This is a genomic window from Janthinobacterium sp. PSPC1-1 (assembly GCF_049897625.1).
Taxonomy (GTDB): domain Bacteria; phylum Pseudomonadota; class Gammaproteobacteria; order Burkholderiales; family Burkholderiaceae_D; genus Janthinobacterium; species Janthinobacterium tructae.
Genome location: NZ_JAFCWP010000005.1, coordinates 305,263 through 318,690 on the forward strand (window position 1 = coordinate 305,263; position 13,428 = coordinate 318,690).

The following is a 13,428-nucleotide window of genomic DNA, read 5'->3' on the forward strand; positions in this document are numbered from 1 at the left end:
TATCGGCAGGTTTTCAGAAAACTGTAGCAGCGACTCTTTGAGCGGCCCAGATAACCAATTAAGCAACGACCATCAATGACTACCCAGACTTTCCTTTGGCACGACTACGAAACCTTTGGCGCCCAGCCGCGCCGCGACCGCCCGGCCCAGTTCGCAGCCATCCGCACGGATGCCGAACTCAACGAGGTCGGCGAGCCGATCATGCTGTATTGCCAGCCTGCCAATGATTTCCTGCCAGACCCGCAAGCGTGCCTGATCACGGGCATCACGCCGCAGCAATGCTTGCAGCTGGGCGTGCCCGAGCACCAGTTCGCCGCCACCATCGAAGCGGCCTTTTCGGAACCGGGCACCATCGGCGTAGGCTACAACACCATCCGTTTCGACGATGAAGTCACGCGTTTCCTGTTCTGGCGCAACCTGATCGACCCGTATGCGCGCGAATGGAAGAACCATTGCGGCCGCTGGGACATCCTCGACGTGGTGCGCATGACGCACGCGCTGCGCCCGGAAGGCATTCAATGGCCGAAGCGCGACGATGGCCAGACCAGTTTTAAACTGGAACACCTGAGCAAGGCCAATGGCCTGGCCCACGAAGCGGCGCATGATGCGCTGTCCGACGTGCGCGCAACCATCGCCCTGGCCCGCCTGATCCGCGAAAAACAGCCGAAACTGTTCGAATTCTGCCTGGCCCTGCACAAGAAGGACAGGGTCGCCAGCGAAATGGGCATGCACCTGGCCGCCGCCGAGCGCCAGCCCTTCCTGCACGTGTCCGGCATGTTCCCCGCCGAACGGGGCTGCCTGGGCGTCGTCTGGCCGCTGGCCACGCACCCGAGCAACAAAAATGAAATCCTCGTCTGGGATTGCGCCTACGATCCGCGCGAACTGTTCAGCCTGGACGCCGACACCATCCGCACGCGTTTGTTTACGCGCAAGGAAGCCATGCCGGAAGGCATGACGCGCCTGCCCGTGAAAAGCGTACATTTGAACAAATCGCCCATGCTGGTCGGCAATTTAAAGACCCTGTCGCCGGCCATGGCCACGCAATGGGGCATCGACATGGATGCGGCGAAGGTCAACGCCCAGCTGGCCGCCACGGCGCCGAACATGGATGCGATCTGGGCCGAAGTGTTCCAGCGCCCGGGCGCGAACGTCGCGCTGGACGTGGATGAAGATTTGTACAACGGTTTCGTCAGCAACGACGACCGCCGCCTGCTCGAATCGCTGCGCCGCGATACACCGGCCAAGCTGGCCACAGCCCGCCCCTCGTTTGCCGACGAGCGCTTGCAGGAATTGCTGTTCCGCTACCGCGCCCGCAATTTCCCGCAAACCCTGAGCGAAGCGGAAAGCCTGCGCTGGGAACAGCACCGCGCCGCCCGCCTGTTCGACGGCGACGGCGGCGCCCGCACCATCGAAATGCTGTTTACGGAGATCGACGTGCTGTCGGAGTCGGTCGATGAACGGGGTGAGGAGATATTGGGCGAGCTCTACGATTACGCGGAGATGGTGGCGCCCATGCGCGACTGAAACCCTAATGCAGAGACTGGGGTCGGACCCTGAGGGTCCGACCCCGGCATTTAAGGTGTTGGGTTTTTATACAGAACGATGCGCATTGATCGCATCGCGCGTCTCGATCGCCACGCGGCGTGCGGCGGCGGCAAAATCTTCGCCCGCCTGCGGCGTGGCGTAGATGATGGCGCGCGACGAGCTGATCATCATGCCCATGCCGTTCGCCGTCTGGCCCGCGCCGACGGTCGCGGCAATATCTCCGCCCTGGGCGCCGATGCCGGGCACCAGCAGCGGCATGTCGCCGACGATGGCGCGCACTTGCGCCAGTTCTTCAGGGAAAGTGGCGCCGACGACGAGTGCGCACTGGCCATTCTTGTTCCACTTCTCGGCCACCAGGCGTGCCACGCGCTGGTACAGGGGCACGCCATCCGTGTCGAGAAATTGCAGGTCCGAGCCGCCCGGGTTCGAGGTGCGGCACAGGATGATCACGCCGCGGTCCTTCCACGCCAGGTAGGGATCGAGCGAATCTTCGCCCATGTAGGGATTGACGGTGACGGCGTCGGCGCCATAGCGCTCGAACGCTTCGCGCGCGTATTGTGTGGCCGTGGCACCGATGTCGCCCCGTTTCGCATCGAGGATCAGGGGGATGTGCGGGTAATGTTCGCGCACGTAGCGGCAGATGTCTTCCAGCTGCTTTTCCGCGCCCAGCGCGCCGAAATACGCGATCTGCGGCTTGAAGGCGCAGGCCAGGTCGGCCGTGGCGTCGATGATGCGCGTGCAAAAGGTGGTGATTCCATCGGGCAGATCGCGCAGTTCGGCCGGCAGTTTCGCCAGGTCCGGGTCCAATCCCACGCACAGCAGGGAATTATTGGCCGTCCATGCGGCGGATAATTTATTGATGAAATTCACGGCACACCTTCTCTATATTCAGTTGCAAACCCCGTATTGTAACGCGGCGCGGTCCCATCGAGTCAGCCTGTGCTGGCGGCCGGCGCTGATTAAACCGACATTGCAGGCCGTTTCAGGTATATTTGCCGCATCCCTTTTACTCTGCACGGAACCCATCATGCAAATCACCAAACAATTCACCCAATGGCTGCGTCTGACGCTGAGCATCACCGTCCTGGCCGGCATCCTGACGGGCTGCGGCTACAACGACTTCCAGAGCAAGGATGAAGCCACCAAGGCCGCCTGGGGCGAAGTGGTCAACCAGTACCAGCGCCGCGCCGACCTGATCCCCAACCTGGTCAATACCGTCAAGGGCTATGCCACGCACGAGCGCGAAACGCTGGAAGCGGTGACCAAGGCGCGCGCCGCCGCCACCAGTTTCCAGATCACGCCCGAAGTGCTGAACGACCCGGCCGCGTTCGAGAAATTCCAGCAAGTGCAGGGCCAGCTGTCGTCGGCCCTGTCGCGCCTGATGGTAGTGTCCGAGAAATACCCGGACCTGAAGGCCGATACCAGCTTTCGCGACTTGCAGTCGCAGCTGGAAGGCACGGAAAACCGCATCACTGTGGCGCGCCAGCGTTACATCGTCGCCGTGCAGGATTACAACGTGCATGCGCGCAGCTTCCCGAACAACCTGACGGCCATGGTCTTCGGCTACAAGGTCAAGCCATCGTTCACGGTGGAAAACGAAAAAGCCATCTCGACCGCACCGACCGTCAACTTTGGCAAATAAGATGAAAGCCTGGTCCTACCTCGCGGCGCTGGCGACGGCGCTGCTGCTGTGGACGATGCCGCCGGCCGGCGCGCAGGGCTTGCAGCCCGTGCCGCCGCTGGCCGCGCGCGTGACGGACAACGCCGGCATGCTCGATGCGAAGCAAAAAGCGGCGCTGGAAGGCGTGCTGGCCGATTACGAAGCCAAGACGGGCAGCCAGATCGCCGTGCTGCTGGTCAAGAGCACGGAACCGGAAGCCATCGAGCAATACAGCATCCGCGTGACGGATGCCTGGAAGCTGGGCCGCAAGGGCGTCGATGATGGCGTGCTGCTGATGGTGGCGAAAGACAATCCATCCTCGCTGCGCCGTCTGCGCATCGAAGCGGGCCGCGGCGTGCAGGGCGTGCTGACGGATGCGCAATCGAAACGCATCCTGCAAGACGTGATCGCCCCGCACTTCAAGCAAAACGATTATTACGGCGGTCTGGTCGCCGGCGTGGGGTCGATTGCCACCTTGCTCAACCAGGAGCAATTTCCCGCGCCCGCTCAGCAAAAGGCCCCGGCCACCGTGGAAGCGGGCGGCCTGACCTTCTGGCTGCCGCTGCTGTTCTTCGGCTTTCTTGTGCTACTGACCGTGTTCCGTTCGCGCGGCGGGCCTAACAGGCTGCAGCGCGGCAGCAACTGGTCCAGCGGCGCCACGGGTGTCGTGCTGGGCAGCATTTTGAGCCAGGCGCTGAACAACCGCGGTGGCGGCGGAGGCTTCGGCGGCGGCGGTGGTTTTGGCGGTGGCGGTGGCGGCGGAGGTTTCGGTGGCGGCGGCGGCGGTTTTGACGGCGGCGGCGCCTCGGGAGATTGGTAATGACGAAACAACTGACATTCGGACAACGCTGCGGACGCGCTTTAAAACATTTGCGCGGCACGCCCGCGACGGCGCGCCAGGCGTTTCCAGAACGCACCCTGAAAGCCATCGAGACGACGATTGCCGATGGTGAAGCAATGCACCAGGCGGAAGTGCGCCTAATCGTCGAGGCGGCGCTGACGCCTGGCATGGCCTACCAGGGCGTGAGCAACCGCGAGCGGGCGCGCGAACTGTTCGCCCAGTATGGCGTGTGGGATACGGAAGATAACGTTGGCGTGCTGATCTATATCAACCTGGCCGAACATCAGGTCGATATCGTCGCCGACCGCAACGTGGGCCGCCGCGTCACGCCGGAACAGTGGCAAGGCGTATGCCGCACCATGACACGGGGTTTCAAGGACGGCAATTATCACGACAGTACGCTGGACGCCTTGCAGCAGCTGAATGGTTTGCTGCAAAGCCACTTCCCCGCCGATGGCACGCGCGGCAACCAGTTGCCGAACGAACCCATCCTCCTCTGACTCCTTCCCGCCGAGGCGATTACATGAAACTAATCAATAAAACCGCCATCGTCACGGGCGCCACGCAAGGCATCGGCCTGGCTTGCGCCACCCGCCTGATCGCCGAAGGGGCGCAGGTGATGCTGGTCGACATCAAGGAAGAAGGCGCGCAGGCGGCGGCCGCCCTCGGCCCGCAGGCGCGCTTCTTTTGCGCCGACGTCAGCCAGAAGGCGGACGTGGACGCCATGCTGAAGGAAACGCTGGCGCAGTTCGGCCACATCGATATCCTCGTCAACAATGCGGGCGTGACGCACGCGGCCGATTTCCTCGATGTCTGCGAAGACGATTTCGACCGGGTCATGCGCATCAACCTGAAATCGATGTTCCTGTGCGGCCAGGCCGTGGCGCGCGAGATGGTCAAGCGCAACAGCGGCTGCATCATCAACATGTCCAGCGTGAATGCGGAGCTGGCGATTCCGAACCAGGTGCCGTACGTGGTGTCGAAAGGCGCCATCAACCAGCTGACCAAAGTCATGGCCTTGAATCTTGCCTCGCATGGCGTGCGCGTCAACGGCATCGGGCCGGGCACCATCCTGACGGAACTGGCCAAGCAGGCTGTGCTGTCGAGCCCCGAGGCGCGCCACACGATCCTGTCGCGCACCCCATTGGGCCGCTGCGGCGAACCGGAAGAAGTGGCCGGTATCGCCGCCTTCCTGGCCAGCGACGACGCCACCTACATGACGGGCCAGACCATCTATGTCGATGGCGGACGCATGGCACTCAATTACACGGTGCCCGTGAAGGAGTGAAACAAGCGAGTTATATCAAAAAAGCATAATAGATATCTAAAAAGACCATTAGACACATATCGTGCGACGCAGCATAATGCACCTGTCTCCACTATTCTCCTCCAAGAAAATAGTTTTAAGCCCGCTTTCACCAGCGGGCTTTTTTTTTGCTGTCACTCCTGAAACATGGCAATTCTTGCCATGCCGTCCGGTTTTTCAGTAACTATGCCGGCGCTGCAAAAAATGTTGCGGCGTGTCATCGGCCCGTCATGTTCGCCCCCTATACTTGCTTCATCTGCTGTACAGGCAACCGATATGCCTGACTACAGACAGGTGTGCCGCGATGGCACACCACTCCCCTTTCATGACCGTGGCGCGCGCCGGCAAGGCGCGCGACATGGTGAGCACCGAGCAACTCTCACTCTTGACCCATTTCATTTGGGTTTTTGGCCCGCGTCTCCGCGGGCCTTTTTTTGCCTGTCCATTAAGCTCTTGCGCAAAAACATGGTGACCCGCCACGCACATGATATTGTGACTGCCTTTCCACCGTCCTGACGCACCATGCCTGCACCCTTGCTCGAACTGTGTTTTGCCGACCGCCACGCACGCCTGCGCTACCGCACCGCGCTGCTGCTGTATGCCCTGGTGATTTTGATCGGCGATATCCCGGGCGTGCGCGCGGACGTGGGCCAATATGCGTCGGGCGGCGTGCTGCATTCCTTCGGCTATGGCGTACTGGCCCTGATCCTGTTCAGCGGCACGGACGGTGGCATGGCGCGCCGGGCGCTGCTGTCGGTGCTGATGGTGGCGGCCATGGGCGCGCTGGACGAATTCATCCAGAGTTTCCTGCCTTACCGCCGTGGCGCCGTGAGCGACTGGGTGGTCGATATCACGGCCGCGGCGGCGGTCTGCCTGCCGCTGTGTTTCCTCTGGCCCAAAATGGTCGCCTCTGCCCTCGGCAAGGGAACGCCGCAACCGAATGCCTGAATGGGGTATGACCGCCCGTCAGGCGCGGTCCGCTTCGCTATCCTGTAATGCCAGCGGCAACTGCCCCTGGCTGCCCGTGCCCAGGCGCCGCATCAGGGCACGCGTCTCGCGCCGGCTGCCAGCCCCCATGGCGCGTGCCGCATCGCGCTGCATGTCCAGCAACTGTTCCGAGCGCGCCAGCCGCACCAGGCCATGCAAGGCCTGCGCCAGTACATGGCGCGCACGGGCATCGCGCGCGGTGCCGCCGACGGCCAGCACCAGTTCATCGATCAGTTTTGCGGTAGGACCAGATGGCATTTTTTCTCCCGATTCAACAGTGAGGAAACGTGCGGGCGCACGACCTAGTGATTACCAGCATCGTTTATACCAAGCACGGCAATTAGACGCTTGATCTAGCTCAATCGCTCATGACGGCGGCAGAACATCCCGGTGCCGCCATGCTCTTACATGCAGCAATCGCTGCTATCCGCGTCATCGCGGGTGCCGATCCTGAGTGTTCGACCATGAGGAGACCAAGATGAGATCGAAAAAAACCCTGCTGCTTGCCGGCCTGGCCTGTACCTTGCTGGTGGCCTGCCATTCCACGGACAGTACCAGCCTGGCGCGCAGCAATGGCGGCGAAACCTACGCCACACCGGCCGGCACTGCGCCGCAAAGCAGCGTGCCAGCGAGCAGCATGCGCAGCGATACGGATCAGTCCGGCATGAACATCAGTTCAGCGACGGTGCAGTCGATAGAAACCGTACCGCGTGGCATGGATCAAGGCAGTGCCGACATGCAGGCGGGTACATCGGGCACCGCCGGCAGCACCTCGGGTGCGGCGGGCAATATGCTGTACCGCGTCACCTTGCGCCTGGACGACGGCACGACGCGCACCTTCATGCAAAATACCCAGCCCGTCTTCCAGATTGGCGACCGGGTCAGCGTGCAAAAAGGCGTGATGCAGCGCTATTGACAGGTGCCGGGGCTTGCCGGGGCTTGCCGATCCCTGCCGATGGCTACTGCACAGGGCCGCATCAGGCCAAGGCCAGGGTCAACGGGCGGCTGCGCCCCTGCACCATGGCCGAGGGCCAGGCCGGGTCATGCGTCAGGTTGTGTAATTGGTTGCCGTCGAGCAGAAAGGTGTCTTCCACCGTGCTGCCGGGCAGGCTGGGGTGGAAGGCCAGCGCCATGCCCCGCTTGAGGATGATTTCCGTGTGCGCGCCGGCCGCCACTTCGGGCGCCAGGTAGCCATGGATGCCACCTTGCCGGCTGGTACGCACCGTATCGGGCTGGCCGGCATACGCGTAGGCGCTGTCGAGCGCGTGATACACCATGCTCAGCGCGTGGCCCGTTTCGCAAGCGTCGAGCGCCACCGCTTCCAGCGCCAGCATGGCGGCATCGGCATCGTCCATGGCCACCGCCGCGCCATCGGCGCGATGCTGCGCCGGGCCGAAGCGGCGTTGACGGCTCAGGCTGGCGCACAGGCCGAAACGCCGCGCGCACAGGGCCAGTACGGCTTGCGTGCCCAGCACCACCTGGGCCGGCGGCGCGCGCCGATACCGCTGTTGGCGCTCCGCGCCGCTGACCAGCACATGCACGGCCTGCAAGCCCCGCAACCACAGCGCGCGCACGCAGGCGGCAGCCAGTTCCTGCTCGCTCCAGTCGGGGCGGGCCTGGCGCAGCGCATCGGCGGCCGCGCCGGCAGCCAGCTGCCCCACCTGGCGATAGCGCTGCTGCTCCGATTCCAGCAGCACCAGCCGCTCTTCGCGCAGGGCCACGGGCAGGCTGCGTTCGTGCAAGCCTGGCCGGTCGGACAAGACAGGCGCGCCGCCGGCCACATGCTGCACGAAATGCTCGCGCAACTCATACAGCTGCGGCTGCATCCAGGGCGACACTTGCCACGTCCATGGCCCGCGCACTTCTTCCTCGCGCATGCGCATGGCTTCGGCTTCGTCGGTCAGGATATAGGCCGCGTCGCGCGTCACCAGCACTTCCGCACAGCCGCACTCGGCCGCATGGCTATGGCTGTTCGACGCGCCCGCCGTGGCCCATGCAAACCAGTCCACGCCGCGCAGGCGCACGGCACCGGCACGTTCCTGTTCCAGCCAGCCCCGCATCTGTGCCAGCTTGTGCGCCACTTCCAGTTCCAGCGGCCAGTTCATGACCACTCCTTGTCCGGGTTCAGGCGCGGCACCACCCCGCCTGCCCTGCCTGGCGCCAGCCGGGCCTCCTGTTGTGCATGCATAGCTGCTCCCTTCCTATATGGAAACGTCAGACCCGCATGCGCATAAAAAGTTCGGCGCCCGGATTCGTCTCAGGCTTGCAGTCTATGACTTCCGTCTATTTTTGCAAGCAGCTATTTCGCCAGCTCGCTCAAGACAGCCGTGTACATTTGCAAGCTCAACAGCAGCTGTTTTTCCGTGATGAACTCGGGTTAGCAATGCCCCGTGGACATCGCCGATCTGCACCTGCAGCGCTGCCGGCACCACCGGGGATGGTGATGCTGACCTGCGGCGGCGTATGGGTTTTCAGGAACGGTTGCAACGCTTCCCAGTCCATTCCTCCTTGTACACGTACAACTCAATGCGCTTGCTCAGCGGCCCCTGTTTATCCCGGATCGCGTTCATCACATACCGAGTTTTTTACCGATCAGTACGCAAATTCCCGATTCGCATTATCATGTACACAGCCTGTCTTCCCCGCCATGCTGCCATGGGTGACCCTGCCAGCGTCAGGGGATAGACAAATCGTCCATTGTGATTTTCCACCACGTCCCGATATCGCTACCATGATTCCATTTTCCATACTCGACCTCGCGCCCATCGCCGAAGGCAGCAACGCCAGCCAGTCGTTCAAGAACACGCTGGACCTGGCGCAGCACGGTGAACGCTGGGGCTACAACCGCTACTGGCTGGCCGAACACCACGGCATGCCCGGTATCGCCAGCGCCGCCACGGCCGTCGTCATCGCCCATGTGGCGGCCGGCACGACAACCATCCGCGTGGGTGCGGGCGGCGTCATGCTGCCGAACCATTCGCCGCTGGTCATCGCGGAACAGTTCGGCACGCTGGAAGCGCTGCACCCGGGCCGCATCGACCTTGGCCTGGGCCGCGCGCCCGGCTCCGACCAGACCACGGCGCGCGCGCTGCGCCGCGACTTGCAGTCCGACGCGGAACAGTTTCCGCAAGACGTGCTGGAATTGATCGACTACATGTCCGACGAGCCGCGCCAGCGCGTGCTGGCCGTGCCCGGCAAGGGCGCGAAAGTGCCCGTGTGGATACTGGGGTCGAGCCTGTTCGGCGCCCAGCTGGCCGCCCACCTGGGCTTGCCGTATGCGTTCGCTTCGCACTTCGCGCCGCAGATGATGCTGCAAGCCGTGGCGTATTACCGCGAACACTTCAAGCCGTCCAAACAATTGGCCAAACCGTACGTGATGCTGGGCTTTAATGTGTTCGCCGCCGACACGGATGCCGAGGCACATCTGCGCGCCACCTCGATGCAGCAGGCGTTCGTCAACCTGCGCACGGGCCGCCCGTCGCGCCTGCAGCCGCCCGTGCCCGGTTATCTGGAGCAATTGGGCCCGCAGGAACGCGCCATGCTCGACTCCGTCCTGTCGTGCACGGCTATCGGCGCGCCGGAGACCGTCAAGGCGAAGCTGGCCGCCTTCATCGCCGAAACGGGCGCCGACGAACTGATGATCACCTCGCAGATCTTCGAGCACCAGCACCGCCTGCGCTCGTACGAAATCACGGCGCAGGTGCATGCGGAGCTGGCAAGCGCTCATAAAAACGTTTTCTAAACTGTCGCGAGCGGAAGTGAGTTGTGGACGAGACGCGGAACTGTGCGGATGCACGGGGCCACCGAGGCAGTGAGCATCGCAGGCCGCGACTAACGACGCGCAGTAAGTTTAGAACACGTTTTATCTTCCTCCCTCGGTATATCCCCGTATACCCTTTTCCCGGCCGTCGGCAACGATCGCCGGGATTTTTTTGCCTGCCTCTTGTCTACGTTACAGCCGAAAAATCGGCCCTGCCCGGCAGGAAATGCGCAGCCCCGCTATCATGCTGATCCAAAAGCGTCATTCCAAGAAAGTTGTATCGCATGAAATCCGCACCCTCTCATATCGACGCCAGCAGCCTGCTGAGTTCCACCCGCATCCTGTTGTTCGCCCTGTCCGCCGGCGTGCTCGTCGCCAGCCTGTACTACGTGCAGCCGCTCACCTCGATGCTGGCCGCCTCGTTTGGCGTGAGCGTGCCGCAAGCGGGCTACCTGGTCACGGCCACGCAGATCGGCTATGTGCTGGGCATCGTGTTCCTCGTGCCCCTCAGCGACGTGCTGAACCGCCGCCAATTGCTGACATGGATGCTGATCGCCAAGATAGGCGCCCTGCTGCTGGCTGCCACCAGCCAGAACATCATCGTCTTTGCCATCGCCAGCGTCTTGATGGGAATCACGGCCAGCGCCTTGATGGTAGTGACGGCCATGGTGGCCTCGTATGCGCCCGACCATAGCCGGGGCCGCATGGTGGGCACCGTCATGACGGGCTTGTTGCTGGGGATCTTGCTGGCGCGTACCGTCTCCGGCACGGTGTCGCAGATCAGCGGCGGCTGGCGTACCGTCTACGTACTGGCCGCCATCGTCGTGGCCGCCTTGCTCGTCATGCTGCGCCGCATCCTGCCGAACGAGGCGCCGCGTGGCAAGCTGCAATACGGCAAGCTGATGGCCTCCTTGGCCGACATCATCCGCCAGGAACCCTTGCTGCGCCAGCGCGCCCTGTTCTCGGGCCTGGGCCTGGGCACCTTCAGCGTGTTCTGGACGGGCCTGACCTTCTTGCTCAGCGGCGCGCCGTACCACTATTCGGAAATGCAGATCGGCCTGTTCGGCCTGGCCGGCGCCACGGGTGCCTTTGCCGCGAATACGGCTGGCCGCATGGCCGATCGCGGCTATGCACGGCAGGCCACCTGGCTGCTGGCTGTCGCCTCGATCGCGGGCTGGGCCCTGATCGGCTTCGGCGCCCATTCGCTTGTGCTGCTGTTGATCGGCATCGTCCTGCTGGACATGGGCGTGATGGGCCTGCAAGTGACGCACCAGTCCATCATCTATAAATTGGCGCCGCATGCCCGCGCGCGCGTCACCACCGTGTTCATCGCGGGCGGCTTCATCGGCGCGTCGGCCGGTTCCGCGCTGGCCAGCGCCAGCTTCGCCGCTGGCGGCTGGCCGGCCCTGTGCATGGTGGGCGGCGCCATGCCGCTGTTGCTGCTGCTGGTGTGGAGCAAGTACCGGCATACACAACGGCGGCTGGAACGGACGGCTTGATCTGGCGCTGCGGCGCCAACCGTGTTGTCGGATTACGCGCGGCCTCGCCGCACTAATCCGACCTACGCCTGTTCGCTTGGAGCAAGTGCGTAGGTCGGGTTAGCGCGCCAGCGCGTAACCCGACAACATTGTTGGCGCAAACCACCCCTTACTTTGCAGCCTGCTCACGCGCCTTGCCAAACGCGTCGCCCGCCTTCCACGCCGGCATTTTCGCCGCGTTGGCCACAGCTTGCCCCAGGTTCAACGTGAATTGCGCCTGCTGCGTCATGCCCGACAAATCCCAGCTGGCATCATACTCATCGGTGACCTGATGGTAGCGGGGGCCGTAGGCGGCCGCCTTGGCTTTCGACGCCGCCACATCCTTGATGTACTCGCGGCCGCCATTGATGGAAAACGCGGGCACGCCCGCCTTGGCAAAACTAAAATGGTCGCTGCGGAAATAGCCGCCGGCCAGGTCGGGACGCGCGGCAGCGATATGCATGCCCATGGCTTTGGCGGTCGCCGCCGCCATCGCGCCCAAGTCCGTGCGCTCACTGCCTTGCGCGCCGATGTCATGCGTGGCGGCGACGAAATTCAAGCTGTCGAGGTTCAGCGCGGCCGCCGTCTTGTTCAAAGGCCACAGCGGGTCGGCCGCGTAGGCAGCGCTACCCAATAAACCCTGCTCTTCGGCCGCCACCCACAGGAAAATCTGCGTGCGCTTCGCCGGATTTTTCACAGCTTCCTGCGCCATGGCCAGCAAGCCGGCCGTGCCCGAGGCATTGTCGACGGCGCCGTTGTAAATCGTATCTCCGCTGTCACCTTGCTTGCCCAGGTGGTCCCAGTGGCCGCTGTAGATGACGGCTTCATCCTTCAATACCGGGTCCGTACCCGGCACCATGCCGGCGATATTGAACTGCTCCACCTTGCGCACGACCGATTTCATTTCGCCCGACAACTTGGCGTCGAGCGCGACGGCCTTGAAGTCCTTGCTTTCCGCCTGCGCGCGCAAGGCGTCCAGGTCCTGGCCACCGGCCGCAAACAAGCGACGCGCCGCATCTTCCGCGATCCAGCCCTGCAGGGGAGTGCCGGCAGTGCGGTCCGCCAGCTGGAAGCGCTCGCTACCGCTCCAGCTATTCTGCACCACGCTCCAGTCGTACGAGGCCGACGGTTTCGTGTGGATCAGCAATACGCCAGCCGCGCCCTGACGCCTGGCTTCCTCGAATTTGTACGTCCAACGGCCGTAATACGTGAGTGCCTTGCCGGCGAAGCGGTTCGGATCAAGAGTGGTCGGTTGCGGGTCGTTGACCATCATGACGACGATCTTGTTTTTGACATCGACGCCCTTGAAATCGTTCCAGCCCTCTTCCGGCGCCGTGATGCCGTAGCCGACGAACACCAGCGGGGCGTCGAAGGTGTGGGCGGCAACGGAGTCGCCCGTGGCCCAGACCCAGTCCGGGCCGAACGCCAGCGGTACGGCCTTGCCACCTGCCAGCGCCTGCAGGCTGCTTGCGGCAGGCAGCGACTTCACGCCGGCGATTTGCACGCTCTGGCGGTAGCTGTTGCCGCGCACGGGACGCAAACCGGCCATCTGCGCCTGGGTTTCCAGATACGCCACCGTCAGGTCGGCGCCCCGTTGGCCCGTGCCCCGGCCTTCCAGCAAATCGTTGGACAGGAAGGCCAGGTGGGCGCGCAGCGGCGCTTCCTGTACCACGGGCAAACCGGCAGCGGCGTGCGCGGAAAACGCCAGCGCAGTCAAGGCGAGGGAAGAAAACAGCTTCTGCATAAGATCCTTTGGGTAAGAGGAGACATTCAGTCCGGCGGATAGCCGGGCCGGCGATTGTATGCCATGGG

Annotated in this window: 13 protein-coding genes; 9 read left to right on the forward strand and 4 right to left on the reverse strand. The window is 63.5% G+C overall.

Going from position 1 to position 13,428, the window contains the following annotated elements; genetic code table 11:
* The first annotated feature begins 75 nt into the window (after window positions 1–75).
* Complete coding sequence (gene sbcB, locus ACP7EG_RS18085) at window positions 76–1,524, forward strand: exodeoxyribonuclease I (protein ID WP_426088728.1); 1,449 nt, start codon at window positions 76–78, stop codon at window positions 1,522–1,524.
* 66 nt (window positions 1,525–1,590) lie between these two features.
* Here the strand turns inward: sbcB and pyrF are convergent, their stop codons facing one another.
* Window positions 1,591–2,415: an orotidine-5'-phosphate decarboxylase gene (gene pyrF / locus ACP7EG_RS18090; RefSeq protein ID WP_426088729.1), complete on the reverse strand. Its 825-nt coding sequence runs from the start codon at window positions 2,413–2,415 to the stop codon at window positions 1,591–1,593.
* A 157-nt stretch (window positions 2,416–2,572) separates the two neighbouring features.
* On the opposite strand from pyrF, the gene ACP7EG_RS18095 reads away from it, so the two are divergent.
* The 5 genes from ACP7EG_RS18095 to ACP7EG_RS18115 all read left to right on the forward strand — a co-directional run bounded on the left by ACP7EG_RS18095 (window position 2,573) and on the right by ACP7EG_RS18115 (window position 6,300).
* Window positions 2,573–3,187: a LemA family protein gene (locus tag ACP7EG_RS18095; RefSeq protein WP_244199061.1), complete on the forward strand. Its 615-nt coding sequence runs from the start codon at window positions 2,573–2,575 to the stop codon at window positions 3,185–3,187.
* 1 nt (window position 3,188) lies between these two features.
* Window positions 3,189–4,025, forward strand: a complete 837-nt coding sequence (locus ACP7EG_RS18100) for a TPM domain-containing protein (protein WP_096234154.1) — start codon at window positions 3,189–3,191, stop codon at window positions 4,023–4,025.
* Window positions 4,025–4,546, forward strand: a complete 522-nt coding sequence (locus ACP7EG_RS18105) for a TPM domain-containing protein (protein ID WP_426088730.1) — start codon at window positions 4,025–4,027, stop codon at window positions 4,544–4,546. Before ACP7EG_RS18100 ends, ACP7EG_RS18105 begins: the two co-directional genes overlap by 1 nt.
* A gap of 23 nt (window positions 4,547–4,569) precedes the next feature.
* Complete coding sequence (locus ACP7EG_RS18110) at window positions 4,570–5,334, forward strand: SDR family NAD(P)-dependent oxidoreductase (RefSeq protein WP_426088731.1); 765 nt, start codon at window positions 4,570–4,572, stop codon at window positions 5,332–5,334.
* A gap of 540 nt (window positions 5,335–5,874) precedes the next feature.
* Window positions 5,875–6,300 (forward strand): VanZ family protein, encoded by a 426-nt coding sequence (locus ACP7EG_RS18115; RefSeq protein WP_426088732.1) that lies wholly within the window; start codon window positions 5,875–5,877, stop codon window positions 6,298–6,300.
* A gap of 18 nt (window positions 6,301–6,318) precedes the next feature.
* Here the strand turns inward: ACP7EG_RS18115 and ACP7EG_RS18120 are convergent, their stop codons facing one another.
* A complete protein-coding gene (locus ACP7EG_RS18120) occupies window positions 6,319–6,597 on the reverse strand; it encodes a hypothetical protein (protein WP_426088733.1) in 279 nt (92 codons plus the stop codon).
* Between the two features lie 220 nt (window positions 6,598–6,817).
* Between ACP7EG_RS18120 and ACP7EG_RS18125 the strand changes: the two genes are divergently transcribed.
* The gene (locus tag ACP7EG_RS18125; protein WP_426088734.1) at window positions 6,818–7,255 is read left to right on the forward strand and encodes a hypothetical protein; all 438 of its coding nucleotides are present in this window, start codon (window positions 6,818–6,820) and stop codon (window positions 7,253–7,255) included.
* Between the two features lie 61 nt (window positions 7,256–7,316).
* Here the strand turns inward: ACP7EG_RS18125 and ACP7EG_RS18130 are convergent, their stop codons facing one another.
* Window positions 7,317–8,444, reverse strand: coding sequence for a M24 family metallopeptidase (locus ACP7EG_RS18130; protein WP_426088735.1), 1,128 nt, complete (start codon window positions 8,442–8,444; stop codon window positions 7,317–7,319).
* Between the two features lie 626 nt (window positions 8,445–9,070).
* Between ACP7EG_RS18130 and ACP7EG_RS18135 the strand changes: the two genes are divergently transcribed.
* A complete protein-coding gene (locus tag ACP7EG_RS18135; protein ID WP_426088736.1) occupies window positions 9,071–10,081 on the forward strand; it encodes an LLM class flavin-dependent oxidoreductase in 1,011 nt (336 codons plus the stop codon).
* A 302-nt stretch (window positions 10,082–10,383) separates the two neighbouring features.
* Entirely contained in the window at window positions 10,384–11,598 is a 1,215-nt protein-coding gene (locus ACP7EG_RS18140) for an MFS transporter (RefSeq protein ID WP_426088737.1), read from the forward strand.
* 148 nt (window positions 11,599–11,746) lie between these two features.
* Here ACP7EG_RS18140 and ACP7EG_RS18145 read toward each other — a convergent pair whose 3' ends face one another.
* Window positions 11,747–13,360 carry a M28 family peptidase gene (locus tag ACP7EG_RS18145; RefSeq protein ID WP_426088738.1) on the reverse strand — a complete coding sequence of 538 codons (1,614 nt, stop codon included), beginning with the start codon at window positions 13,358–13,360 and terminating at the stop codon, window positions 11,747–11,749.
* Window positions 13,361–13,428: the final 68 nt, after the last annotated feature.

Coding starts and splice junctions, on each gene's coding strand:
- sbcB (WP_426088728.1), top strand. CDS start 76: ATGACTACCCAGACTTTCCTTTGGCACGACTACGAAACCTTTGGCGCC.
- ACP7EG_RS18095 (WP_244199061.1), top strand. CDS start 2,573: ATGCAAATCACCAAACAATTCACCCAATGGCTGCGTCTGACGCTGAGC.
- ACP7EG_RS18100 (WP_096234154.1), top strand. CDS start 3,189: ATGAAAGCCTGGTCCTACCTCGCGGCGCTGGCGACGGCGCTGCTGCTG.
- ACP7EG_RS18105 (WP_426088730.1), top strand. CDS start 4,025: ATGACGAAACAACTGACATTCGGACAACGCTGCGGACGCGCTTTAAAA.
- ACP7EG_RS18110 (WP_426088731.1), top strand. CDS start 4,570: ATGAAACTAATCAATAAAACCGCCATCGTCACGGGCGCCACGCAAGGC.
- ACP7EG_RS18115 (WP_426088732.1), top strand. CDS start 5,875: ATGCCTGCACCCTTGCTCGAACTGTGTTTTGCCGACCGCCACGCACGC.
- ACP7EG_RS18120 (WP_426088733.1), bottom strand. CDS start 6,597: ATGCCATCTGGTCCTACCGCAAAACTGATCGATGAACTGGTGCTGGCC.
- ACP7EG_RS18125 (WP_426088734.1), top strand. CDS start 6,818: ATGAGATCGAAAAAAACCCTGCTGCTTGCCGGCCTGGCCTGTACCTTG.
- ACP7EG_RS18130 (WP_426088735.1), bottom strand. CDS start 8,444: ATGAACTGGCCGCTGGAACTGGAAGTGGCGCACAAGCTGGCACAGATG.
- ACP7EG_RS18135 (WP_426088736.1), top strand. CDS start 9,071: ATGATTCCATTTTCCATACTCGACCTCGCGCCCATCGCCGAAGGCAGC.
- ACP7EG_RS18140 (WP_426088737.1), top strand. CDS start 10,384: ATGAAATCCGCACCCTCTCATATCGACGCCAGCAGCCTGCTGAGTTCC.
- ACP7EG_RS18145 (WP_426088738.1), bottom strand. CDS start 13,360: ATGCAGAAGCTGTTTTCTTCCCTCGCCTTGACTGCGCTGGCGTTTTCC.